Origin of the sequence: Streptomyces sp. NPDC008125, from assembly GCF_042957125.1 — a bacterium.
In the GTDB taxonomy this organism is placed as follows: domain Bacteria; phylum Actinomycetota; class Actinomycetes; order Streptomycetales; family Streptomycetaceae; genus Streptomyces.
Genome location: NZ_JBIBHR010000017.1, coordinates 1 through 24,965, shown reverse-complemented (window position 1 = coordinate 24,965; position 24,965 = coordinate 1). Strand labels below are relative to the sequence as shown.

The following is a 24,965-nucleotide window of genomic DNA, read 5'->3' as shown; positions in this document are numbered from 1 at the left end:
ACAGTCGCCCATCCGTGTGATCCGTGTGCGCACAAGGGTGAGACGTGCCCCGATGAGGTGATTTCCTGATGGAGCGTCAACCCGCCCCCACGCCCCGCCGCGCCCCGCCGCGACGGCAGGCGGCCTACGCCGTGTTTCGTCCTACGCCCGCAGCCGCCTGAACAAGCCCTCCTGCACCACCGAGACCAGCAGGTTGCCCTCCCGGTCGTAGATCCGGCCGCGGGCCAGACCCCGGCCGCCCGTCGCGATCGGCGACTCCTGGTCGTACAGGAACCACTCGTCGGCCCGGAAGGGGCGGTGGAACCACATGGCGTGATCGAGGCTGGCCATGTCGAAGCCGCGCGGCCCCCACAGCGGCTCCACCGGGAGGCGGACCGCGTCCAGCAGCGTCATGTCGCTCGCGTACGTCAGCGCGCAGGTGTGCACCAGCGGGTCGTCGCCCAGCGGGCCGACCGCGCGCATCCACACCGCGCTGCGCGGCTCCGCCTCGGTGACCTCCTCGCGCGTCCAGCGCAGCCGGTCCACGTACCGGATGTCGAACGGCTGGCGGCGGGCCATCCGCTCCAGCGCCTCGGGCAGCCCGCCCAGGTGCTCGCGCACCTCCTCGGCGACCGTGGGCAGCTCCTCGGGGTCCGGGACGATGCGGGCGGGCGGCAGCTGGTGCTCGAAGGCCGCCTCCTCGGGCCGGTGGAAGGAGGCGGTCAGGTTGAAGATGGTCCGGCCCTCCTGCACCGCCGTGACCCGCCGCGTGGTGAAGGAGCGGCCGTCGCGCACCCGCTCCACCTGGTACACGATCGGCACGCCCGGTCGCCCGGGGCGCAGGAAGTAGGCGTGCAGCGAGTGCACCGGCCGGTCACCGTCGGTGGTCCGGCCGGCGGCGACCAGCGCCTGGCCCGCGACCTGGCCGCCGAAGACCCGCTGGAGGGACTCCTCGGGGCTCCGGCCGCGGAAGATGTTGACCTCGATCCGTTCCAGGTCGAGCAGGTCGACCAGGAGCTCGGCGGGGTTCGTCATGCGCTTCTTCTCCACTCTCGCCGCCCCGCCGTCACCGTCGCGGCCGGGCTCACAGCTGACCCACGTCGGTGACGCGCACGACCGCGCGGCCTTCTTCGTCGGAGGCGGCGAGATCCACTTCGGCGCGGATGCCCCAGTCGTGGTCACCGTTCGGGTCGGCGAAAGCCTGCCACACCCGCCACACTCCGTGCGCCGGATCCTCCTCGATCTTCAGCAGTTTGGGGCCGCGCGCGTCGGGGCCCGTACCCAGCTCGTCGAACTCGTCCCAGTAGGCGTCCATCGCCTCGCCCCAGCGGTCCTCGTCCCAGCCGGAGTCCGCGTCCATCTCGCCGAGGTCCCGGACCCGGTCCAGGGCGGCCAGCTCGACCCGTCGGAACATCGCGTTGCGCACCAGCACCCGGAAGGCGCGGGCGTTCGCGGTGACCGGCTTCACCTCGTCTGCCTTCTCCTGCGCCTGTTCGGCGGTCTCGACCTCCGGGTTGGCGAGCTGCTCCCACTCGTCCAGCAGGCTGGAGTCCACCTGGCGCACCATCTCGCCGAGCCAGGCGATCAGGTCCTGGAGGTCCTCGGACTTGAGGTCGTCCGGGATCGTGTGCTCCAGCGCCTTGTACGCACTCGCGAGGTAGCGCAGCACGATGCCCTCGGTCCGGGCCAGCTCGTAGTTGGACGTGAACTCCGTGAAGGTCATGGCGCGTTCGTACATGTCCCGGATCACCGACTTGGGTGACACCGGGTGGTCGCCGACCCACGGGTGGCTCTTGCGGTACACGTCGTAGGCGTGCCACAGCAGCTCACCCAGCGGCTTCGGGTACGTGACCTCCTGGAGCCGCTCCATGCGCTCCTCGTACTCGACGCCGTCCGCCTTCATCTGCCCGACCGCCTCGCCGCGCGCCTTGTTCTGTTGCGCGGCGAGGATCTGGCGCGGGTCGTCGAGCGTCGACTCGACGACGGAGACCATGTCCAGCGCGTACGACGGGGATTCGGCGTCCAGCAGGTCGAACGCGGCGAGCGCGAAGGTGGAGAGCGGCTGGTTCAGCGCGAAGTCCTGCTGGAGGTCCACGGTCAGCCGGACGATCCGGCCCTCGGCGTCCGGCTCCGCGAGCTGCTCCACCACACCGCCGTCGAGCAACGAGCGGTAGATCGCGATGGCCCGCCGGATGTGCCGCAACTGCGCCCTGCGCGGCTCGTGGTTGTCCTCCAGCAGGTGGCGCATCGCCTTGAAGGCGTTCCCGGGGCGGGCGATCACCGAGAGCAGCATGGTGTGGGTGACCCGGAAGCGCGAGGTGAGCGGCTCCGGGTCGGACTGGATCAGCTTGTCGAAGGTCGTCTCCGACCAGGCGACGAAGCCCTCGGGTGCTTTCTTGCGGACGACCTTGCGCTTCTTCTTCGGGTCGTCGCCGGCCTTCTTGACGTTCTTCTCGTTCTCGATGACGTGCTCGGGGGCCTGCGCCACCACGAACCCCGCCGTGTCGAAACCGGCCCGCCCCGCGCGGCCGGCGATCTGGTGGAACTCGCGCGCCCGCAGCGTCCGCACCCGGGTGCCGTCGTACTTGGTGAGCGCGGTGAACAGCACGGTGCGGATCGGCACGTTGACGCCGACGCCGAGGGTGTCCGTACCGCAGATCACCTTCAGCAGGCCCGCCTGCGCGAGCTTCTCCACCAGGCGGCGGTACTTGGGCAGCATGCCCGCGTGGTGGACCCCGATGCCGTGGCGTACGTACCGGGAGAGGTTCTGGCCGAACTTGGTGGTGAAGCGGAAGTTGCCGATCAGGTCGGCGATCTTCTCCTTCTCCTCCTTGCTGCACATGTTGATGCTCATGAGCGACTGCGCCCGCTCCACGGCGGCGGCCTGTGTGAAGTGCACGATGTAGACGGGGGACTGCCGGGTGTCCAGCAGCTCCGTCAGCGTCTCGGTGATCGGTGTGAGGCGGTACTCGTAGCTGAGCGGCACCGGACGGGTCGCCGAACGTACGACGGACGTCGGCCGGCCGGTCCGCCGGGTGAGGTCCTTCTCGAACATCGCGACGTCACCGAGGGTCGCCGACATCAGGACGAACTGGGCCTGCGGCAGCTCCAGCAGCGGGATCTGCCACGCCCAGCCGCGGTCGGGCTCCGCGTAGAAGTGGAACTCGTCCATCACGACCTGGCCGATGTCGGCGTACTTGCCGTCGCGCAGCGCGATCGAGGCCAGCACCTCCGCCGTGCAGCAGATGACGGGCGCGTCGGCGTTGACCGAGGCGTCGCCCGTCAGCATCCCGACGTTCTCCGTGCCGAAGAGCTTGCACAGGTCGAAGAACTTCTCCGAGACCAGTGCCTTGATCGGGGCGGTGTAGAAGGTGACCTTGTCCTGAGCCAGCGCCGTGAAGTGCGCACCCGCCGCGACCAGGCTCTTGCCCGAGCCGGTCGGCGTGGACAGGATGACGTTCGCCCCGGAGACCACCTCGATCAGCGCCTCCTCCTGAGCGGGGTAGAGGACGATTCCCTGACTCTCGGTCCACGAGGAGAAAGCCTCGAAGAGAGCGTCCGGGTCTGCGGTCGGGGGCAGCTGATCGATAAGGGTCACGCCCCCCATCTTGCCTGCCTTCCGTCCCGATGAGGGAACCGGACGGCCGTACGAAGATCACGGGCGGTACGCTGCCCACTCAACTCGGCCATGCCGCAACGGCGTCGGCCGCACCACGTTCTGGGGGCGGAAAACACCATGATGGGACCGGCACACTCACTGTCCGGGGCGGCGGCCTGGCTCGGGGTGGGCGCGGCAGCCGCCGCCACGGGGCACACCATGCCCTGGCCCGTCCTGGCAGTCGGCGCGCTGATCACGGCGGGTGCCGCACTCGCCCCCGACCTCGACCACAAGTCGGCCACCATCTCGCGCGCCTTCGGACCGGTGTCCAAGGGCGTCTGCGAGGTCGTCGACAAGCTCTCGCACGCCGTGTACAAGGCGACCCGGGGCCCCGGCGACCCCCGGCGCAACGGCGGGCACCGGACCCTGACCCACACCTGGCTATGGGCCGTCCTCACCGGCGCGGCGGCGTCCGGCGCCGCGATCCTCGGCGGACGCTGGGCGGTCCTCGCGATCCTCTTCGTCCACCTGGTGCTCGCCGTGGAAGGGCTGCTCTGGCGGGCCGCCCGCGTCTCCAGCGACGTACTCGTCTGGTTGCTCGGGGCGACCAGCGCCTGGATCCTCGCGGGCGTGCTGGACCAGCCAGGCCACGGCTCGAATTGGTTCTTCGACGCACCGGGCCAGGAGTACATGTGGCTCGGGCTGCCGATCCTGCTCGGGGCCCTCGTCCACGACATCGGGGACGCGCTGACCGTCTCGGGCTGCCCGATCCTCTGGCCCATCCCCCTCGGCCGCAAGCGCTGGTACGCGCTGGGCCCGCCGAAGGCGATGCGGTTCCGGGCCGGCAGCTGGGTGGAGCTGAAGGTGCTGATGCCGGTGTTCATGGTGCTCGGCGGAATCGGCGCCGCGGGCGCACTCAACATCATCTGACCTGCTGACCTGCTGACCTGCTGACCTGCTGACCTGCTGACCTGCTGACCTGCTGACCTGCTGACCTGCTGACCTGCTGACCTGCTGACCTGCTGACCGCCGTCCGGCATCCGGACCGGGCCGCCGACCGACCGCGTCCGCCCCCGGAACGGAACTCCTCTCCGGGCGGCGCGCGCCTCCCCGTAGGACCATGGGCCCATGCTGCTCATCCGGCTCGCCCAGGTCTCGCTCCAGGTCGCCGGGGCCCCCGCCAGGAACCGGAAGGTCGAGCTCCTTGCCGACCTCTTCCGGGACGCGGCCCCCGAGGACGTCCCGGTCGCCATCCCGTACCTCGCCGGGCGGCTGCCGCAGGGACGGCTCGGCATCGGCTGGTCCACCCTCGGCGACCCGCCCGCGCCCGCCACCGGACCCACCCTCACCGTCGCGCACACGGACGCCGAGCTGACCGCGATCGGAGCCCTGACCGGCCCCGGCTCCCGGGCCGCCCGCGCGGAGCGGCTGCGCACCCTGCTGGGCGCGGCCACCGCCGACGAGCAGCGTTTCCTCCGCGCCCTGCTCCTGGGCGAGCTGCGCCAGGGAGCCCTGGACGCCATCGCCGTGGACGCGCTGGCCCGGGCGTCCGGCGCGGCGGTCGCCGAGGTACGCCGGGCCGTCATGCTCGCCGGCTCGCTGAGGGACGTCGCGGTCGCTCTGCTCGCGGACGGCCCCGGGGCGCTCGCCCGCTTCCGGCTCACGGTGGGCCGCCCGGTCCACCCGATGCTCGCGCAGAGCGCCGGCTCGGTGGGGGAGGCGATCGACAGGCTGGGCGGCTGCGCGGTCGAGGAGAAGCTCGACGGCATCCGCGTCCAGGTGCACCGGGACGCCACCGGCGTACGCGTCTGGACGCGCACCCTGGACGACATCACCGACCGGCTCCCCGACCTGGTCGGCGCCGTCGCCGGCTTTTCCGGCGAGCGCTTCATCCTCGACGGCGAGGTGATCGCGCTCGGCCCGGACGGCCGGCCGCGTCCGTTCCAGGAGATCGCCGCCCGGGTGGGCTCCCGGCGCGACGTGGCACGGGCCGCCGCGGAACTCCCGGTGGTCCCGGTCTTCTTCGACGTCCTGCTCGTGGACGACGAGGACCTTCTCGACCGGGCGCTCGTCGAACGGCACGCGGCCCTCGCCCGCCTGGTCCCCGAGGGGATGCGGGTACGCCGCACCCTGGTGACCGGCCCGGCCGGGACCGCGTCGGACGCCGGGGCCCGGGACGCCGCCGACGCCTTCTTCGCCGCGACCCTGGAGCGCGGCCACGAAGGCGTGGTCGTCAAGGACCTCGCCGCCCCCTACAGCGCGGGCCGCCGGGGCGCGTCCTGGCTGAAGGTCAAGCCCGTGCACACCCTCGACCTCCTGGTGACGGCCGCCGAATGGGGCAGTGGCCGGCGTACCGGGAAGCTCTCCAACCTGCACCTCGCCGCGCTGGGCCCGGACGGCACCCCCGTCATGCTCGGCAAGACCTTCAAGGGGCTCACCGACCAGCTGCTCGCCTGGCAGACCGAACGCCTGCTCGCGCTCTCCACCGGCGACGACGGGCATGTGGTGACCGTCCGTCCGGAGCTCGTCGTGGAGATCGCCCACGACGGTCTCCAGCGCTCCACCCGCTACCCCGCCGGTGTCACCCTGCGCTTCGCCCGCGTCCTGCGCTACCGCGAGGACAAACGCCCGGAGGAGGCGGACACCGTGGCCACCGTCCTCGCGCAGCCCACCTGATCCCGCGCGTACCTGATCTCGCGCGCCCCGGGCCCCGCGCATACCTGACACCGCACACGCCGGAGGGCGCCGCCCGGAGATCTCCCGGGCGACGCCCTCCCACGGTGCCGAGACGTCACTTCCGTTTCGCGGCGGATTCCGTGCGCGCCACCAGTTCCTCGGGGCTCAGATAGGCGTCCGTGTACTCGAAGTCCCGCAGCGTCGCCGGCTTGCGCGACTGGAAACCGGTACGGACGAAGTCGTCACCGGCGACCGCGTTCAGCAGCCAGTTGGTCATCACCCGGGTCTTCGCGACGTTGGTCCGCAGCGCCGACCAGTGGTAGCCGCGCGCCACGGCCTGCGCGGGGATGCCCTGCAGCTCGATCCCGAGCGGCTTGGAGACCGCGTCCCGGCCACCGAGATCCACGACGAGACCCAGATCCTTGTGCACGTACGGCTGGAGGGTGCCGCCCCGCAGGGACGCGAGGACGTTGTCCGCCACGATCCGGCCCTGGCGCATCGCGTGCTGCGCGGTCGGCGGGCAGACCGCGCCGTCGCCCTTGGCGAGATCGGGCACCGCCGCCGCGTCGCCCAGCGCGAACACCCCGTCGGCGCCCGGCAGTGCCATCTCCGCGTTCACCGCCAGTCGGCCGCGTACGGTCTCCGCGCCCAGCGTGGCGATCAGCGGACTCGCGGCCACCCCGGCCGTCCAGATCAGGGTGCGGCAGGGCAGCACCCGGCCGTCCGTGAAGGTGACCTCCTCCCGCGCCGCCTTCGCGATCGACACCCCCAGCGACACCTCGATGCCGCGCTTGCGCAGGATCTTCATGGCGCTGACACCGAGCTTGTCGCCCAGCTCCGGCATGAGCTTCGGGGCGATGTCGATCAGATGCCACTTGATCAGCTTCGGGTCCAGCCGCGGGTAGTGCTTCACGGCGTTGGTCGTCAGCCGCTGGAGACAGGCGGCCGTCTCGGTCCCGGCGTACCCGCCGCCGACCACGACGAACTGGAGCCGCGAGGCGCGCTCCGCCTCGTCCTGGCTGGCGTCCGCGACGTCGAGCTGCTCGATGACGTGGTCTCGCACGTACGCGGCCTCGGCGAGCGTCTTCATGCCCCGGGCGTGGTCCAGCAGTCCGGGGATGTCGAACGTGCGGGTCACACTTCCGGCGGCGAGCACGATGTAGTCGTACGGCTCGTTCACGATCTCGTCCGTGATCTTGCGGATCACGCAGATCTTCGCCTTCGTGTCCACGCCGATCGCCCCGCCCGGCACGATCCGGGTGCGGTGACGGCTGCTGCGCCGCAGCGAGACGGCCACCGACTGGGGGGTGAGCACGCCGGAGGCGACCTGCGGCAGAAGCGGCAGGTAGAGCTGGTACGAGAACGGCGTGACGAGCGTGATCTGCGCTTCTCCCGGCGAGAGCCGACGCTCCAGACGGCGCACGCACTCGACCCCGGCGAAGCCGGCGCCGACGACGAGAATCCTGGGTGGTGCCACGGTGTGCGTCCCTTCTCAGGCTTACGCGGTCGTGTCTCACCTGCCCCGAAGTCCGGGCGGGTCACCTCACATCCTCACCGCTGACCCCTGAACGCGCCTCCGGGGGCCCGGGGGCCCGGGGTACCGGGCCCCCGGACCCGACGGGCCACCGGAACCGGGCCCCACCCGAACGGGTCAACGACCGGGCCCGCCATGCCCGTCGGACTCCCCGCCGCCGTCAGTAGACGTCGCGGACGTAGCGCTTCTCCGCCGCCAGGCGTCTGACCCAGGCGGCGGCCTCGTCGGTGTCCATGGAGCCGTGGGCGGCGACGATGTCCCGGAGCGCCCGGTCGACATCCTTGGCCATGCGTCCGGCGTCACCGCACACGTAGAAGTGCGCACCGTCCCGGAGCCACTGCCAGAGGCGGGGGCCGTGCTCGCGCATCCGGTCCTGCACGTAGACCTTGTTGCGCTGGTCGCGGGAGAAAGCGAGGTCCAGGCGGTCGAGGTGGCCGGACGCCAGGTGCGCCTCCAGGTCCTGGCGGTGGTAGAAGTCGGTGGCCCGGCGCTGCTCGCCGAAGAAGAGCCAGTTGGGGCCGGAGTGGCCGCGCGCCTGCCGTTCTTCGAGGAAGCCGATGAACGGCGCCACTCCGGTGCCGGGGCCGACCATGATCATCGGGGTGGACGGGTCCGCGGGCGGGCGGAAGTGCGGGGAGCGCTGCACGAACACCTGGACCGGGCCGTCGTCGGCGTGGTCGGCGAGATAGGTGGAGCAGACGCCCTTGCGGTCACGGCCGAGACGGTTGGCCCAGCGGACCACGGAGACGGTGAGGCGGACCTCCCCCGGGTGGGCCAGCGGACTGGAGGAGATGGAGTAGAGGCGGGGCTGGAGGCGTTTGAGTGCCCCGGCCCAGTCCTCCGCCGACGCGCGGACCGGGAACTCGGTGACGACGTCGGCCGCCTGACGGCCCCAACTCCACTTGGCGAGAGCGTCCTTGTTGTCGGGACGCAGCAGCCGCTTCAGTTCGTGGCTGTCGGTGCGTTCCATCAGGAACCTCAACAGCCCGGTGCTGACACGGGAGATGTCCAGCCGGGTGCGCAGCGCCTCCTCCCACGCGAGCGGTCCGCCGTCGCCGAGGTCGACCGGCTCGTCGGGGTCGAGACCGGTGAGGGCCAGCCATTCGGCTGCCAGCCCCGCGCTGTTGGCCGGCCAGACGCCGAGGGCGTCCCCGGCCTCGTAGGCGAGTTCCCCGTCGCGGGTGTCGAAGGCGAACTGCCGTACCTCCTTGCCGGAACCGGGCAGGCTCAGCAGCCTGTTGCCGACGAGCAGGGTGGCGAAGGGCGACGTCCTGGTGTAGGCGGCCGATACGGGCGGCGGGGTGGCGGACACGACGGGGGGCGCGGACCCGGCGGGGTGGGCGGAGACGACGGGGTACGCGGCGCCGGACCCGGCCGACGTGGATGCGGCCAGGGCGGTGAGCACCTCGCCGAGCCACTGCTCCGCCCGCTCCCCGAAGTCGGGTTCGCAGTCGGCGCGGGGGACGAGACGGGTGGCCCCGAGGGCGGCGAACCGTTCGTCCAGCCGTCGGCCGTGGCCGCAGAAGTCGTCGTAGGAGGAGTCGCCCAGGGCGAGGACGGCGTACCGGACCCCCTCCAGCCGGGCGGCCTCCTCCACGGCCAGGTCCTGCCAGAACCCGGCGCCGTTGTCCGGGGCTTCGCCGTCGCCGAAGGTGCTGGTGACGAGGAGGACATCGGTCCCGGCGGTGAGGTGCACCGATGTCGCCTCCGCCATGGGGAGGAGCTCGGCGGTGCGGCCCGCCAGGGCGAGGCGTGCGGCGGCATCCTGGGCGAACTCCTCGGCGTTGCCGGTCTGGGAGGCCCACAGGAGGACGAGGCGGCGGGCCGGTGCGGCGGTGCCGGCGACGGGTGCCCCGGCCCGGTCCGGTATCCCGGCCGCTGTCGCGGTGCCGGCCGGTGCGCCGGTGAGGGTCGGTGCGGCGCCGGACGTCGGTGCGGTACGGGAGAACATCCCCGCGAGGACACCGTCGACCCAGAGGGCGTGGCCGGTGTCGAAGGGCGCGTCCGGCGGCAGCACCGGAACGCCTGCGGCGGGCGGGGCGGCGGCGAGCCCGGAGAGGTAACCGGAGAGATAGCGGCGCTCCGGCTCCGCCAGCGGGGGCGGAACGAGTTCGGGCAGCCCGAGCAGGGTGGCGAGCGCCTGGACGGGGGAGTGGGCCGGCACGGACGCGGCGGCGACCGGTACGGGCACGGGGAGCGAGGGCACGGGTGTGGTCTCCGGTTCGGTGCTCGGGCGGCCCGCCGGGACGGGGGCCGCCGTCCGGGCGAGGGTCACGGCGCAGACCTTGAACTCGGGCTGGAAGGAGAGCGGATCCACGGCGTCATGGGTGACGGCGTTGACGCTGAGGTACTCGCCGAACAGGTCGTTCCAGTGGAAGGGCGCGAACACGGTGCCCGGCATGACCCGGTCGGTGACCACCACGGGCAGGACGGCACGCCCGCGACGGGAGGTGACCTCCAGCCGGTCGCCCTCCGCCACGGCGAGGGACCGGGCGTCCTCGGGGTGGACCTCCACGAACGGCCCGGGGTTCAGCCGGGTCAGTTTGGCGACCTTGCCGGTCTTGGTCAGCGTGTGCCACTGGTGCTGCAGCCTGCCCGTGTTGAGGAGGAACGGGAAGTCGTCGTCGGGGAGTTCGGCCGCCGGCAGATGCGGACGGGCGAAGAAGCGGGCGCGTCCGCTCGCGGTGGGGAAGGCCAGCCGGGGCCGGGAGCCGTCCTCCCGGACCAACAGGGTCTGGCTGACACCGTCGTTGACGTAACGCACCGGGTTGCGGTCCGGCCCCTCCGCGGCCGGCGCGGGCCACTGGACGGGGGTGGCGCGCAGCCGTTCGTAACTCACCCCGCGCAGGTCCCAGCCGGTCGCCGGGTTCCACGCCTGCTTCAGCTCCTCGAAGACCTCCTCGGCCGAGGCGTACGTGAATCCCTCGGCGAACCCCATCGCGCGGGCCACCCGGGCGATCAGTTCCCAGTCGGGCAGGGCCTGTCCGGGCGGGTCGACGACGCCCTGGACGAGCGTGAGGTTCCGCTCCGAGTTGACCATGACCCCGTCGGACTCCGCCCACAGCGTCGCGGGCAGCACCACGTCCGCGTAGGCGTTGGTCTCGGTCTCGGCGAACACGTCCTGGGTGATGACGAGTTCGGCCGCCTCCAGGCCGGCGATGACCGTCTTGCGGTTGGCCACCGAGGCGACCGGGTTGGTGCAGATGATCCAGCACGCCTTGATCTCGCCGGCGGCCAGCCGCTCGAACATCTCCACCGTGCCGTGCCCGGCTTCGGTACGGAGCGAGCCCTCGGGAATCCGCCACAGCCTCTCGACGAAGGCGCGGTCGGCGTCGACCAGCACCGACCGCTGGCCGGGCAGGCCGGGGCCCATGTACCCCATCTCGCGCCCACCCATGGCGTTGGGCTGCCCCGTCAGTGAGAACGGGCCGGAGCCGGGGCGGCAGATCGCGCCGGTGGCGAGGTGCAGGTTGACCAGCGCGTTGGTGTTCCACGTCCCGTGGGTCGACTGGTTCAGCCCCATGGTCCAGCAGCTCATCCACTCGCCGGCCTCGCCGATCCACCGCGCGGCCAGCCGGATGTCCTCCTCCGGGATGCCCGTGATCTCCGCGACCCGGTCCGGCGGCCAGTCCGCGACGAAGGCGGGCATCTCCTCCCAGCCCTCGGTGAAGCGGGCGATGAACTCCTCGTCGGTGTGGCCGTCCGCGACCAGCAGGTGCAACAGGCCGTTCAGCAGAGCGAGATCGGTGCCGGGCCTGATCCGCAGGAAGAGGTCGGCCTTGTCGGCGGTGGCGTTGCGGCGCGGGTCCACGACGATCAGCTTGGCGCCGGACGACTTCACCCGGTCCATCATGCGCAGGAAGAGAATGGGGTGGCAGTCGGCCATGTTGGCGCCGATGACGAAGAACGCGTCCGCGCGGTCGAAATCCTGGTACGAGCCGGGCGGGCCGTCGGCGCCGAGCGACAGCTTGTAGCCGGTGCCCGCGGAGGCCATGCACAGACGGGAGTTGGACTCGATACGGCTGGTGCGCACGAAACCCTTGGCGAGCTTGTTCGCCAGGTACTGCGCCTCCAGGGACATCTGCCCGGAGACGTAGAAGGAGAGCGCGTCAGGACCGTGCTCGTCCAGGATCGCCCGCAGCCGCCCCGCCACCGAGGCGACGGCCTCGTCCACGTCCGTCTCGACCGGCTCGGCGCCCCGCTCGGCCCGGACCAGCGCCCTGCCCACCCGGCCGGGAGCCGACATCAGGTCGGCGCTGGTCGCCCCCTTGGTGCAGAGCCGGCCCGCGTTGGCGGGGTGTGCCTTGTCCCCGTACGCCTTGGCCACCCGGCGGCGGCCGTCGGCCGGGTCCCGTACCAGGTCGAGCACGATCCCGCAGCCGACGCCGCAGTACGAACAGACCGTACGGACGCTGCCGTCGTCCGAGCCAGATGCCACCGAACCCCCACCCCGCGGTGCGTGCCTTACCGGGCGGGACCCTCCGCCGAAGGGCTGTCCCGAGGCGGTGATCCCGATGACAGCACCGTAGGAAGGCCGAATTTCCGGACGGTGACGCGCCGGAGGCTCGGGCGGTTACTCCCCGCGCACACGCCCGTGGCGAGAGGTGTGAGGCGGGCGCCGGGGCCGCGTCGAAGGCATGGCCCCCGACGCGGCCCCGGCGGAGGGCGGGCCAGGGCCCCACTCACCCGTGCCAGGAACGCCAGAGCGCCGCGTAGGCACCGTCCGCCGCGACCAGTTCGTCGTGGCTGCCGAGTTCGCTGATCCGGCCCTCCTCCACGACAGCGATCACGTCCGCGTCGTGCGCGGTGTGCAGCCGGTGCGCGATGGCCACCACCGTGCGGCCTTCGAGCACCCGGGCCAGCGACCGCTCCAGATGCCGGGCCGCACGGGGGTCCAGCAGCGAGGTCGCCTCGTCGAGCACCAGGGTGTGCGGATCGGCCAGCACCAGCCGCGCCAGCGCGATCTGCTGGGCCTGCGCCGGAGTCAGTGCCAGGCCACCCGAACCCACCTCGGTGTCCAGACCGTCAGCCGTCGCCCTCGCCCAGCCGTCCGCGTCCACCGCCGCGAGCGACGCCCACAGTTCGGCGTCCTCGGCACCGTTCCGCGCCAGCAGGAGGTTGTCGCGGAGCGAACCGACGAACACATGGTGCTCCTGGTTGACGAGTGCGACGTGCTGCCGTACCCGCTCCGCCGGCATCCGGGAGAGCTCCGCGCCGCCCAGCGTCAGCTCGCCCGTCCTCGGCGCGTAGATGCCCGCCAGCAGACGGCCCAGCGTGGACTTGCCCGCTCCCGACGGACCGACCAGCGCGAGCCGGGTGCCCGGAGCCACGTCCAGCGACACCTGGTGGAGCACGTCCACCCCGGAGCGGTACCCGAAGTTCACCTCGTCCGCCCGGACCTCCCGGCCCTCGGGGCGTACCGACTCGTCACCGGCGTCCGGCTCGATGTCGCGCACCCCCACCAGTCGGGCCAGCGACACCTGGGCCACCTGCAACTCGTCGTACCAGCGCAGGATCAGCCCCAGGGGATCGACCAGCATCTGCGCCAGCAGTGCGCCCGTCGTCAGCTGACCGACGGTGAGCCACCCCTCCAGCACGAACCAGCCGCCGAGCATCAGCACGCTGCCGAGGACCGTCACGTACGTCAGGTTGATGACCGGGAAGAGCACCGAACGCAGGAAGAGTGTGTACCGCTCCCACCGGGTCCACTGCGAGACGCGCAGCTCCGACAGGGCCACCCGGCGCGCGCCCAGCCGGTGCGCCTCCACGGTCCGCCCCGCGTCCACGGTCTCCGCGAGCATCGCCGCCACCGCGGCGTACCCGGCGGACTCCGAGCGGTACGCGGACGGGGCGCGCCGGAAGTACCAGCGGCAGCCGGTGAGCAGCAGCGGCAGCGCCACCAGGACGGCGAGCGCCAGCGGCGGCGCCGTCACCGTGAGCGCGCCGATCAGCAGTCCGGACCAGACCACCCCGATGGCGAGCTGCGGCACGGCCTCCCGCATGGCGTTGCCCAGCCGGTCGATGTCCGTGGTGATCCGGGAGAGCAGGTCACCCGTGCCCGCCCGCTCCAGAACGCCCGGGGGCAGGCCCACTGCCCGTACGAGGAAGTCCTCGCGCAGGTCGGCGAGCATCTCCTCGCCGAGCATCGCGCTGCGCAGCCCCATCGTCCGGGTGAAGAGCGTCTGGATCACCAGCGCGACCACGAAGATCGCCACCGTGCGCTCCAGGTGCAGGTCGCTGACCCCGTCCGCGAGATCCTCCACCAGCCCGCCGAGCAGGTACGGCCCGACGACGGAGGCGATCACCGCGACCGCGTTGGCGGCGACGAGCACGGCGAACGCCCTGCGGTGACGCCGCAACAGGTCGCGGACGTAGGCCCGCACGGTCGCGGCCGAACCCACCGGCAGCGTGGTGGCCGTCGTCGGTGCGGCGGGGTCGTACGTCGGTGGCGCGAGGCCGATCATGCCCTCTCCTCGATCTCTCCGGCTTCCCGGAGGCTGTTCAGCTCGTCCACGACACTGTCCGCACCGGCGCCGGGCGCGGGCCCGGTCCGTACGGCCGCCGCCGTCTCTTCCTCGGTCTCCCGGGTGACGACCGAGCGGTAGAGCGGTTCGGCGCGCAGGAGTTCGCGGTGCTTTCCGGCCGCGACGACCGTCCCGACGTGGACCAGCACGACCCGGTCGGCGAGGTCCAGCAGCAACGGCGACGAAGAAAAGGTCACGGTCGTCCGGCCCCGGCGCAACTCCTTGATCCCGGCGCCGACACGGGACTCCGTGTGGGAGTCCACGGCCGAGGTCGGCTCGTCCAGGACGAGCACATCGGGGTCGGTGACCAGGGAACGGGCCAGTGCGAGCCGCTGCCGCTGTCCGCCGGAGAGCGAACGGCCGCGCTCGGTGATGTGGGTACCCATCGGATCGCCGTCCGCGTCGACGGACGCCTGGGCGAGCGCGGCCAGCACGTCGGCGCACTGGGCGGCCGCCAGTGCGTCCTCGGCGCGCACCGCTCCCGACGCGGGCACGTCGAGCAGATCCCGCAGCGTGCCGGAGAGCAGCACCGGTTCCTTGTCCTGGACCAGGACTGCGGTACGCGCCCGCTCCAGCGGCAGTTCGTCCAGCGCGACACCGCCCAGCAGCACGGAGGGCGGGGCGTTCTCGTCCGGCTTCCCGTCCGGCGCCGCGTCGGCCGGGGTGTGGCCGCCGAGGCGCTCGGCCAGCCGCCCGGCCTCGTCGGGGTCGCCGCAGACCACCGCGGTGAGGAGGCCCTCGGGGGCGAGCAACCCGGTGACCGGGTCGTACAGATCGCCCGAGGGGAGCGCCTCACCGGCACCGGCGACGGTGGGACGCGTGTCCCTGCGCAGCGCCAGCACCCGGACCGCGCGTCGCGCGGAAGGGCGGGAGAAGGAGTAGGCCATGGCGATCTCGGTGAACTGGCGCATCGGGAAAAGCAGCAGCACCGCCGAGTTGAACACGGTGACCAGCTGCCCCACCTCGATCTTGCCGTCCCGGGCGAGCCCGGCCCCGTACGCGACCAGCGCGATCAGCAGCGCACCGGGCAGCAGCACCTGGACCGCCGAGATCAGCGACCACATGCGGGCGTTGTGCACGGCCGCGCGGCGGACCTCCTGGGAGGCGCGGCGGTAGCGGTCGAGGAAGAGGTCCTCGCCGCCGATGCCACGCAGCACCCGCAGCCCGGCGACGGTGTCGGACGCCAGCTCGGTGGCCTTGCCCGCCTTCTCCCGCTGGAGATCGGCCCGCCGGGTCGCCCGGGGCAGCAACGGTATGACCGCCAGGGCGAGTACGGGTACGGAGAGCGCCACCAGGAAGCCCAGCGACGGCAGGTACACCACCAGCCCGACGCAGATCAGCACGAGGGCCGCGGCCGCGGCGGCGAAGCGGGAGAGCGCCTCGACGAACCACCCGATCTTCTCGACGTCGCCGGTCGACACGGAGACCACCTCGCCCGCCGCCACCCGCCGGGTCAGCGCCGAACCCAGCTCGGCGGTCCGCCGGGCGAGGAGTTGCTGCACCCGGGCGGCCGCGGTGATCCAGTTGGTGACGGCGGTGCGGTGGAGCATGGTGTCGCCGAGCGCGATGCCGATACCGAGGAGCAGGATCATCGCCCCGGAGAGCACGAGCCGGTCGCCGGACCCGTCGATGACGGCCTGGACCGCGAGTCCGGTGGCCAGCGGCAGACCGGCGAGGGCCAGTTGGTGGAACAGCCCCCAGGAGAGCGCCTTGAGCTGCCCCTTGAGCTGGTTGCGGCCGAGCCAGAGGAGGAAGCGCGGGCCGGACCGGACATCAGGGTCGCCGGGGTCCCGGTACGGAAGATCACGAATCTGCATGAGGTCCCAAGAATCGAAAAGGACGGAGTCCACCGGCGACGGGCCACAGGCTGTTCCGCCAGGAAGAGCGGGACAGCCCTGACCGAAGTGGTGAGGGGCAAACAGCAAGGCTTGCCTCTCCTGCCGCTCGGGGCAAATGGTTTTCCGTGGATCGGTGCCTTTTCGCCTGATAGCCGAATCGCCGGAGACCTGGGGCCTCTCGTCCGGATCGTGCTGGGCTCGCGTGCCCCCTGTGTCGCACCCCGCGGCGTTGTCGTCGGTCGACGACGCTCCGCGTCGACTCCCTTCTTCCGTCTCGCGACGTGCGCGGCGCAGGGCTCCGCCCCCTGCTCCAGCCGGGTGTCGGACGGCCGGTCGAGCCAGGTGCCGTGCCCCCGTCGCGGCGCGGACCGGGGCGTCAGCCGGACGGGCGCGTCGCCCGCTCCAACTCCACAAGGACGGAGCGGTACGGGCGCCCGGTGGCCCGGGTCATGCCGATCTCGCACATCCGGTTGGCCGAGAGATGGGTGTCGTCGTCACGGGAGCCGACCTCGGCAGCCTCCTTGGCCGTCGCCGAATCGGTCAGCTCCTTGTGGAGCATCCCGCGGTCGCCGGCGAACCCGCAGCACTTCGCGTCGTCCGGCAGGAACACCTCCTGGGCGCACGCCCCGGCGAGCGTGCGCAGCCGGTCCACCACGTCCAGATGCTCCATCGAACACGTCGGGTGGACCACGGCCGACGTGGCCCTTCGCTCCACCGTCAGACGGGGGAGCAGTTCGTCGGCCGCCCAGACGAGGGAGTCCACCACCGTCAGTTCCCGGTGCAGGGCACGGTTGTCGTCGGTGAGGTACGGGACGACCTCCCGCGCGATGCCGAGGGTGCACGAGGAGGCGTCGACCACCAGCGGCAGGGCGCCCCCGCCGGTCCAGCCCCACGCCGCCTCCACGATCCGGTTGGCCATCACGGCGTTGGCCGCGTCGTACCCCTTCGAGTGCCAGATCGTCGCGCAACAGGTACCGCCCACGTCGTCCGGGATCCACACGGGCCTGCCCGCGCGGGCGGAGAGGACGACGACGGAGTGCGCCAGTGACGGCTCCCGGTCTCCCTCGGGACCGGCGAAGATGCGGTTCACGCACGCCGGGAAGTACACCGCGTGCGCCCCTGCACACGCGGTGGGCGGGAGCCTGCGGGAGGCCGCCGGCGGGATCTCCGGCAGCCACTCGGGCACCAGGTCGGGGCGGACCACCGTGCGGGCGAGCCGGGTCACCGCCGTCAGCAGAGGATCCCGCACCCGGTCGCCGAGCCCGTCCGCCACGGCCACGGCGAGCCGGGCGGCCGACTCCACCACCCGGAAGTGCCGCGCGGTGAGCACCGCGATCCGCTCCTCGCGCGGCGAATGCCGCAGTGAGCGGAAGCCCTTCATCATCGCGCCGGTGTCGATGCCGACGGGGCAGGCCAGCATGCAGGTGGAGTCGCCCGCGCAGGTGTCGACCGCGTCGTACCCGTACGCGTCGAGCAGCGCGTCCTCGACGGGGGAGCCGTCCGGCTGGCGCAGCATCTCCCGCCGCAGCACGATCCGCTGGCGCGGCGTGGTGGTGAGGTCCTGGCTCGGGCAGGTGGGTTCGCAGAAGCCGCACTCGATGCAGGGGTCTGCGACCGCCTCCACGGAGGGGATCGTCTTCAGGCCGCGCAGGTGCGCCCGGGGATCGCGGTCGAGGACCACGCGGGGGGCGAGTACCCCGTCCGGATCGATCAGCCGCTTCGTCCGCCACATCAGCTCGGTCGCCCGCGGGCCCCACTCCCGCTCCAAGAACGGGGCGATGTTGCGGCCGGTGGCGTGCTCGGCCTTCAGCGAACCGTCGAACCGGTCCACCACCAGCGTGCAGAACGCGTCCATGAACGCGGCGTACCGCTCGACGTCGGAGGGGAGGCCCGCGTCGAACGCCAGGAGGAAGTGGAGGTTGCCGTGGGCCGCGTGACCGGCCACGGCCGCGTCGAAGCCGTGGTGCGCCTGGAGGTCCAGCAGAGCCTCGCAGGCCTCCGCCAGCCGGGACGGCGGGACCGCGAAGTCCTCCGTGATCAGTGTCGTGCCCGAGGGCCGCGAGCCGCCGACGGCGGTGACGAACGCCTTGCGGGCCTTCCAGTACCCGTTGACCGTCCCCGCGTCCCGGGTGAACTCGTTGGTGACCGAAGCGGCCGGAGCGACCAGGGAGAGTCCCGCCACCACTTCGGCCGCCGCCCGTTCGTACGCCACCTGCCCCGCCTCGTCCGGGGCCCGGAACTCGACGAGCAGGGCCGCAGTCTCCCGGGGGAGGGCCGCCCAGTCCGCCGGTACGCCCCGCACGCTGACCGAGGCGCGCAGGGTGTTGCCGTCCATCAGCTCCACGGCGAGGGCACCGGCCGCGTTGAACAACGGCACGGCGGCGGCAGCGGCGGTCAGCGAGGGGAAGAAGAGGAGCGCCGTGGAGGTCCGCCGGTCGAGCGGCAGCGTGTCGAAGACGATCTCCGAGAGGAATCCGAAGGTGCCCTCCGAGCCGACCATCAGCCCGCGCAGGATCTCCACCGGCGTCGCGCCGTCCAGGAACGCGTCCAGGCGGTAGCCGTTGGTGTTCTTGATCTCGTACTTGGCGCGGATGCGGGCGGTCAGCGCCTCGTCCGCCTCGATCTCCGCCTTCAACGCCATCAGGCCCTCGCAGAGGTGGGGCTCCGCGTGCGCGAGGAGTTCGTCGGCGGCCGGGTCGGCGGTGTCGACCACCGTGCCGCCCGGCAGGACGAAGGAGAGCGAGGAGACGGTCCGGTAGGAGTTCCGGGTGGTGCCGGCGGTCATTCCGGAGGCGTTGTTGGCGACCACTCCGCCGACCGTGCAGGCGATCGCGCTGGCCGGGTCGGGGCCGAGCACCCTGCCGTACCGGGCGAGGGCGGCGTTGGCCCGGGCGATCGTGGTGCCGGGGCGGATCCTGGCCCGCGCGCCGCCGTCCAGCACGGTCACCCCGCTCCAGTGGCGGCGCACGTCGACGAGGATGTCCTCGCCCTGTGCCTGGCCGTTCAAGCTGGTTCCGGCAGCCCGGAAGACGACGTTCCGCCCCTTGCCGTGCGCGTACGACAGCACCGCCGAGACGTCGTCGATGTCCTCGGCGACCACCACGACCCGGGGCAGGAAGCGGTACGGACTGGCGTCGGAGGCGTACTTCACCAGGTCGGAGACCTTCCGGAGCACCTTCCCCGCGCCCAGCAGGGCGACCAGCTCCGAGCCCAGAGGCTCCGGGGTGCCTGCCGCGCTCCGGTCGGACACGCGGTCGGGGGCCGCCTCGCGCACCCGGCCCGGACGGAGGGCTTGCGGCTCCGGCTCCAGCAGCGGCAACGTGGGCAACGGTCGCGTCTGCGGCAACTCCGGCATCTCGGCATCCCCTCGGGCGGCCGGACGCGGTCCTCCCGCGTCCGGGTGCGACGGCTCAGCAGCGGCGCCCCGGCAGTCCGTCGACCAGGGCGGCCAGCAGCCCGCCGAGCACCTCGCGCTGTTCGGCGGTCAACGGAGTCAGGATCTCCTCCGCGGCGGCTCGGCGCGCGTCGCGCAGCTCTCCGAGCGTGGCCCGGCCCCTGTCGGTGATCTCGATGCGCACCACGCGCCTGTTCGCCGGATCCGGGACCCTGCGCACCCGCTCGCCCGCCTCCAGGCCGTCCACCAGGCTGGTCACCGCACGGGGGACGACGTCCAGCCGCTGCGCGAGATCGGCCATCCGGGGCGGGGAGTCGTACTGCGCGACCGCGCGCAGCAGACGGAACTGCGCGGGCGTGATGCCGATCGGCTCCAGCTGGCGGCTCTGGATGCGGTGGAGCCGGCGGGTGAGCCGCAGGAGCTGTTCGGCGAGATGGCCGTCGGAATCGGGGGAGTCCATGCCGGAACAATATCAGGACCAGGTTCATTGTGAGTATAGGTAACAGTGAGGTACGCTCTTCACGGTTCGGATCGCCCGGCCTCTCCGGGATGACGGGCGGGGCCGGACCGCTGCCCTGGTGCGTGCCGACGCGTACCGTTCCCGCGCGGGAACGGCCCGCCAGGGCGCCGCACGGGCCGGTCCCGGCCTTCCGTACGTCCACAGCCCCCATGAAGGAGCACATGAAACCCGACGGACCCACCTGGACGCCCCCGCCCAAGGACGGCACGCAGCCGCCCCCCGAGGTGCGGCGCATCCTCCGCCTCTTCCGCCCCTACCGAGGACGTCTCGCGCTGGTCGGGCTGCTGGTCGGCGCCTCCTCCCTGGTGTCGGTCGCCTCCCCCTTCCTGCTCCGCGAGATCCTCGACACCGCGATACCGCAGGGACGCACCGGCCTGCTCACGCTGCTCGCGCTCGGGATGATCGCCACCGCCGTGATGAACAGCGTCTTCGGCGTGCTCCAGACCCTGATCTCCACCACGGTCGGCCAGCGCGTCATGCACGATCTGCGCACCGGCGTCTACACCCAGCTCCAGCGGATGCCCCTGGCCTTCTTCACCAGGACCCGTACCGGTGAGGTGCAGTCCCGCATCGCCAACGACATCGGCGGGATGCAGGCGACCGTCACCTCCACCGCCACCTCCCTGGTCTCGAACCTCACCGCCGTTGTCGCCACCGTCGTCGCGATGGTCGCGCTCGACTGGCGGCTCACCCTCGTCTCGCTGCTCCTGCTGCCCGTCTTCGTCTGGATCAGCCGTCGCGTCGGACGGGAGCGGAAGAAGATCACCACGCAGCGGCAGCGGCAGATGGCCGCGATGGCGGCGACCGTCACCGAGTCCCTCTCCGTCAGCGGCATCCTGCTCGGCCGCACGATGGGACGCTCGGACTCGCTGATCAAGGGCTTCGCCGAGGAGTCGGAGCAGTTGGTCGACCTCGAAGTCCGCTCCAACATGGCGGGACGCTGGCGGATGTCGACGATCGGCATCGTCATGGCCGCCATGCCGGCCGTCATCTACTGGGCCGCCGGCCTGACCCTGAGCTCCGGCAGCACCGCCGTCTCCATCGGCACGCTCGTCGCCTTCGTCTCGCTCCAGCAGGGGCTCTTCCGGCCCGCGGTGAGCCTGCTCGCGACCGGCGTCCAGATGCAGACCTCCCTCGCGCTCTTCCAGCGCATCTTCGAGTACCTGGATCTCGAGGTCGACATCACGGAGCCCGCGAACCCCGTCCGCCTGGACCGTATCCGCGGAGAGATCGCGTTCGAACACGTCGGCTTCGGCTACGACGAGAAGAGCGGGCCCACCCTCGACGACATCGACGTGAAGGTGCCCGCGGGCAGCAGCCTGGCGGTGGTCGGCCCCACCGGGTCCGGCAAGTCCACCCTGAGCTATCTCGTGCCCAGGCTGTACGACGTCACCTCCGGCCGCGTGACGATCGACGGGGTCGACGTACGGGACCTCGACTTCGACTCCCTCGCGAGGGCCGTCGGCGTGGTCTCGCAGGAGACCTACCTCTTCCACGCCTCGGTCGCCGAGAACCTCCGGTTCGCCAAGCCCGACGCCACCGACGAGGAGATCGAGGCAGCGGCGCGCGCCGCGCAGATCCACGACCACATCGCGTCGCTCCCCGACGGCTACGACACCCTCGTCGGCGAGCGCGGTTACCGCTTCTCCGGCGGTGAGAAACAGCGCCTCGCCATCGCCCGTACGATCCTGCGCGACCCCCCGGTCCTGGTGCTCGACGAGGCGACCAGCGCCCTCGACACCCGTACCGAACACGCCGTGCAGGAGGCGATCGACGCCCTCTCGGCCGGCCGCACCACGCTCACCATCGCCCACCGCCTCTCCACCATCCGGGACGCGGACCAGATCGTCGTACTGGAGGGCGGGCGGACGGTCGAGCGGGGCACGCACGAGGAACTCCTCGCGCAGGACGGACGCTATGCCGCCCTCATCCGCCGGGACACCCGCCTGGAGCCCGCCGCGGGATGACCGCCCGCCGGGCGGCTGCCCCGGGCTCCGGCTGCCCGGGCTCCGGTCGCTCCGGGCTCTCCCCGGGGATTCCTCTTCGGGACGTGCCCGCTCGTCATCCGGCCGCGAGGTTCCCGGGTGTCGAGCGTCGTTCCGCAGATCCAGGGCATTTGTACGGTTATCGTGCCCGCATGGTGCGTGCCCGCATGGTGAACGAGCCCGATGCCCTCCGATACCGCCGGAGGCTGCGCCCCACGCGGCGGGGCAAGGCAATGCTGCTCCTCGGGGGCGCGCTCGTGGCCGCCGCCACGGTCGCGGCGCCCCTGCTGGTCCCGCGGGGCGCCACCGAGGCGGGGGCCGAGGACACCGCGTCGCTGGTGATCCCCGAGGGATGGCGGGCGAAACAGATCTACGCGGCCGTCGACCAGGCGCTCGGGGTTGCCCCGGGCACCACCGAGCAGGCCGTGCCCAAGGCACACCTTCCACTGCCCGAGGCCGCGCACGGCAATCCGGAGGGGTACCTCTTCCCGGCGACGTACCCCATCCGCCCCGGCACGACCCCCGTGAGCCTGCTCCGCTACATGGTGGACACGGCGTCCCAGCGGTTCGGGGGTGACCGGATCACCGACGGGGCGCTGCATCACCACATCTCCGTCTACCAGACGGTGACGCTCGCCAGCGTCATCCAGGCGGAGGCCGATACCGCCTCGGACATGGGAAAGGTGGGCCGGGTCGTCCACAACCGCCTGCGCCGGGACATGCCGCTGCAGATGGACTCGACGCTCAACTACGCCCTCAGGCGCTCCACGCTGGACACCACCACCGAGGACACCCGGATCGACAGCCCGTACAACACCTACCGCCGCAGAGGTCTCCCTCCCACTCCGATCGGCAACCCCGGCGAACAGGCGATGCGGGCCGCCATCGGCCCCACGGCCGGCCCGTGGCTGTACTTCGTGACGGTCCGGCCGGGGGACACCCGCTTCACCGAGAACTACGAGGCGCACCGGCGGAACGTCGCCGAGTTCAACCAGAGCCGGAAGAACGCGGCCGCAGCGCCCGGATGACGACGGGACGCGGGCACTCGGACGGTTCGTGCGCTTCGTGCGCTTCGTACGGTTCGGAAGCGCGGAAGCCTGGGCCGGAAGCCCGGGCCGGAAGCCTGGGCCGGAAGCCCGGGCCAGGGATTACGCCGGCACGCGGGCGGCCACCGGTGCGGCGGAGGTCTCCGCCAGCAGCCGCATGACCGAACGCACCGCGGCGCGCCCGGCGCGGTTGGCCCCGATGGTGCTGGCGGAGGGGCCGTAGCCGACCAGGTGGACGCGCCCGTCCCGTACCGCCCGCGTGTTCTCCACCCGGATGCCGCCTCCGGGCTCCCGCAGCTTCAGCGGCGCCAGGTGGTCGATGGCGGGCCGGAATCCGGTCGCCCAGAGGATCACGTCGGCGTCGATGCCGGCGATCCGCCCGTCGTCCCAGGACACCCCCGTCGGGGTGATGCGGTCGAACATCGGCAGCCGGTCGAGGATCCCGCGCGCCCGCGCGTCGCGGACGGCCTCGTTGAGGGGCAGCCCGGTCACGCTCACCACACTCCGGGGCGCCAGGCCCCGCCGCACCCGTTCCTCCACCAAGGCGACGGCGGCGCGCCCCTGTTCGGCCCCGAACGGGCCCTCGCGGAAGACGGGCTTGCGCCGGGTCACCCAGTACGTGGCCGCCGCGACGTCGGCGATCTCCATCAGGTGCTGCGTACCGGAGGCGCCACCGCCGACCACCACCACCCGCAGCCCGGCGAACTCCTCCGGCCCCGGATAGCCGGCCGTATGGAGCTGCCGCCCGAGAAACGTCTCCTGCCCCGGATACCGGGGCCAGAACGGCCGGTCCCAGGTGCCGGTCGCGTTGATCACCGCTCGCGTCGCGTACGCCCCCTCCGACGTCTCGACCAGCAGCCGCCTCCCGCTCCCCTCACCGGCCGTCCCCCTGACCGCCCTGACATCCACCGGCCTGTGCACCCGAAGCCCGAAACGCCGCTCGTACGCGTCGAAGTACCCGCCGATGACCTCGGAGGAGGGCCGGTCCGGGGCGGCGCCGGTCAGCTCCATGCCCGGCAGCGAGTGCATCCCGTGCACCTTGCCGTACGTCAGCGAGGGCCAGCGGAACTGCCAGGCGCCGCCCGGACGCGGTGCGTGGTCGAGAACGACGAAGTCGCGGTCCGGCTCCAGACCGACCCGAGCCAAGTGGTGCGCGGCGGCCAGCCCGGCCTGCCCCGCACCGATCACCACCACGTCCGTGTTCCGCACCGCCTCAGAATCGTTCACGCTTCTACCAACTCCGGAAGCGCGGCGCCTCTTCCCGCGCCGCCGTCCGGCCGCCGCGTCCGCCGGTGCGGTCGGGCATCCACCGGCCGGGGGCGAGAAGATGGCGGCATGCCTGATTCCTTCACCACCCACGTCCTGCACCTCACCACCGGAAGGACGGAGACGGTCACCGACCTGACCGGCGACTGCGAGCAGTTCCTGTCCCGTGCCGCCGCCGGCCGGGACGGCCTGCTCAACATCTTCGTCCCCCACGCGACGGCCGGGATCGCCGTCCTGGAGACCGGCGCCGGCAGCGACGACGACCTGCTCGCTACCCTGCACACCCTGCTCCCCGCCGACGACCGCTGGCAGCACCGCCACGGCACCCCCGGCCACGGCCGCGACCACGTCCTCCCCGCCCTCGTACCGCCCCACGCGACTCTGCCGGTGATCGCGGGCCGCCTGGAGCTGGGCACCTGGCAGTCGGTGTGCCTGGTGGAGTCGAGGGTCACCAACATAGACAACTCGAGTCCCTGGTTTAGCTGAATCCTCAAGCTGCATGTCAGCCGCCGCCGAGTAGGACCGCGACACGGCGACCGCGGGCAGGGTTCTCACCGGTCAGGCTGTCGTGCGAGGACATCGTTCAGCCGCGCACTGAGTGTGGG

14 protein-coding genes are annotated in these 24,965 nt (G+C 72.2%); 5 read left to right on the top strand and 9 right to left on the bottom strand.

Features of this window, described 5'->3' with window-relative positions; all coding sequences use genetic code 11:
• Positions 1–141: 141 nt before the first annotated feature.
• Together ACFZAX_RS26155 and ACFZAX_RS26150 are read right to left on the bottom strand one after the other, a co-directional pair.
• Positions 142–1,014, bottom strand: coding sequence for an acyl-CoA thioesterase domain-containing protein (locus ACFZAX_RS26155; RefSeq protein ID WP_390964674.1), 873 nt, complete (start codon positions 1,012–1,014; stop codon positions 142–144).
• 49 nt (positions 1,015–1,063) lie between these two features.
• The gene (locus ACFZAX_RS26150; protein WP_390964673.1) at positions 1,064–3,577 is read right to left on the bottom strand and encodes a DUF3516 domain-containing protein; all 2,514 of its coding nucleotides are present in this window, start codon (positions 3,575–3,577) and stop codon (positions 1,064–1,066) included.
• 138 nt (positions 3,578–3,715) lie between these two features.
• Here ACFZAX_RS26150 and ACFZAX_RS26145 point away from each other — a divergent pair, with 138 nt between their 5' ends.
• Together ACFZAX_RS26145 and ACFZAX_RS26140 are read left to right on the top strand one after the other, a co-directional pair.
• Positions 3,716–4,507, top strand: coding sequence for a metal-dependent hydrolase (locus ACFZAX_RS26145; RefSeq protein WP_390964672.1), 792 nt, complete (start codon positions 3,716–3,718; stop codon positions 4,505–4,507).
• Between the two features lie 198 nt (positions 4,508–4,705).
• Complete coding sequence (locus tag ACFZAX_RS26140) at positions 4,706–6,253, top strand: ATP-dependent DNA ligase (protein ID WP_390964671.1); 1,548 nt, start codon at positions 4,706–4,708, stop codon at positions 6,251–6,253.
• Positions 6,254–6,368: 115 nt separating this feature from the next.
• On the opposite strand, the gene ACFZAX_RS26135 is transcribed toward ACFZAX_RS26140, so the two are convergent.
• The 6 genes from ACFZAX_RS26135 to ACFZAX_RS26110 all read right to left on the bottom strand — a co-directional run bounded on the left by ACFZAX_RS26135 (position 6,369) and on the right by ACFZAX_RS26110 (position 20,003).
• Positions 6,369–7,730, bottom strand: coding sequence for an FAD-dependent oxidoreductase (locus ACFZAX_RS26135; RefSeq protein WP_390964670.1), 1,362 nt, complete (start codon positions 7,728–7,730; stop codon positions 6,369–6,371).
• 217 nt (positions 7,731–7,947) lie between these two features.
• Positions 7,948–12,225, bottom strand: a complete 4,278-nt coding sequence (locus tag ACFZAX_RS26130; protein WP_390964669.1) for a molybdopterin-dependent oxidoreductase — start codon at positions 12,223–12,225, stop codon at positions 7,948–7,950.
• Between the two features lie 244 nt (positions 12,226–12,469).
• A complete protein-coding gene (locus ACFZAX_RS26125) occupies positions 12,470–14,251 on the bottom strand; it encodes an ABC transporter transmembrane domain-containing protein (RefSeq protein WP_390964668.1) in 1,782 nt (593 codons plus the stop codon).
• On the bottom strand, positions 14,248–16,128 hold the full coding sequence (locus ACFZAX_RS26120; protein ID WP_390964667.1) for an ABC transporter transmembrane domain-containing protein: 1,881 nt from the start codon (positions 16,126–16,128) through the stop codon (positions 14,248–14,250). Before ACFZAX_RS26120 ends, ACFZAX_RS26125 begins: the two co-directional genes overlap by 4 nt.
• Before the next feature lie 397 nt (positions 16,129–16,525).
• Entirely contained in the window at positions 16,526–19,468 is a 2,943-nt protein-coding gene (locus ACFZAX_RS26115) for an FAD-linked oxidase C-terminal domain-containing protein (protein ID WP_390964837.1), read from the bottom strand.
• A gap of 91 nt (positions 19,469–19,559) precedes the next feature.
• Entirely contained in the window at positions 19,560–20,003 is a 444-nt protein-coding gene (locus ACFZAX_RS26110; protein ID WP_390964666.1) for a MarR family transcriptional regulator, read from the bottom strand.
• A gap of 221 nt (positions 20,004–20,224) precedes the next feature.
• On the opposite strand from ACFZAX_RS26110, the gene ACFZAX_RS26105 reads away from it, so the two are divergent.
• Positions 20,225–22,030 (top strand): ABC transporter transmembrane domain-containing protein, encoded by a 1,806-nt coding sequence (locus tag ACFZAX_RS26105; RefSeq protein WP_390964665.1) that lies wholly within the window; start codon positions 20,225–20,227, stop codon positions 22,028–22,030.
• A 185-nt stretch (positions 22,031–22,215) separates the two neighbouring features.
• Positions 22,216–23,076, top strand: coding sequence for an endolytic transglycosylase MltG (mltG, locus tag ACFZAX_RS26100; RefSeq protein WP_390964836.1), 861 nt, complete (start codon positions 22,216–22,218; stop codon positions 23,074–23,076).
• Positions 23,077–23,196: 120 nt separating this feature from the next.
• Here mltG and ACFZAX_RS26095 read toward each other — a convergent pair whose 3' ends face one another.
• On the bottom strand, positions 23,197–24,303 hold the full coding sequence (locus ACFZAX_RS26095) for an NAD(P)-binding domain-containing protein (RefSeq protein ID WP_390964835.1): 1,107 nt from the start codon (positions 24,301–24,303) through the stop codon (positions 23,197–23,199).
• Between the two features lie 126 nt (positions 24,304–24,429).
• Here ACFZAX_RS26095 and ACFZAX_RS26090 point away from each other — a divergent pair, with 126 nt between their 5' ends.
• Positions 24,430–24,846 carry a YjbQ family protein gene (locus ACFZAX_RS26090; protein WP_390964664.1) on the top strand — a complete coding sequence of 139 codons (417 nt, stop codon included), beginning with the start codon at positions 24,430–24,432 and terminating at the stop codon, positions 24,844–24,846.
• Positions 24,847–24,965: the final 119 nt, after the last annotated feature.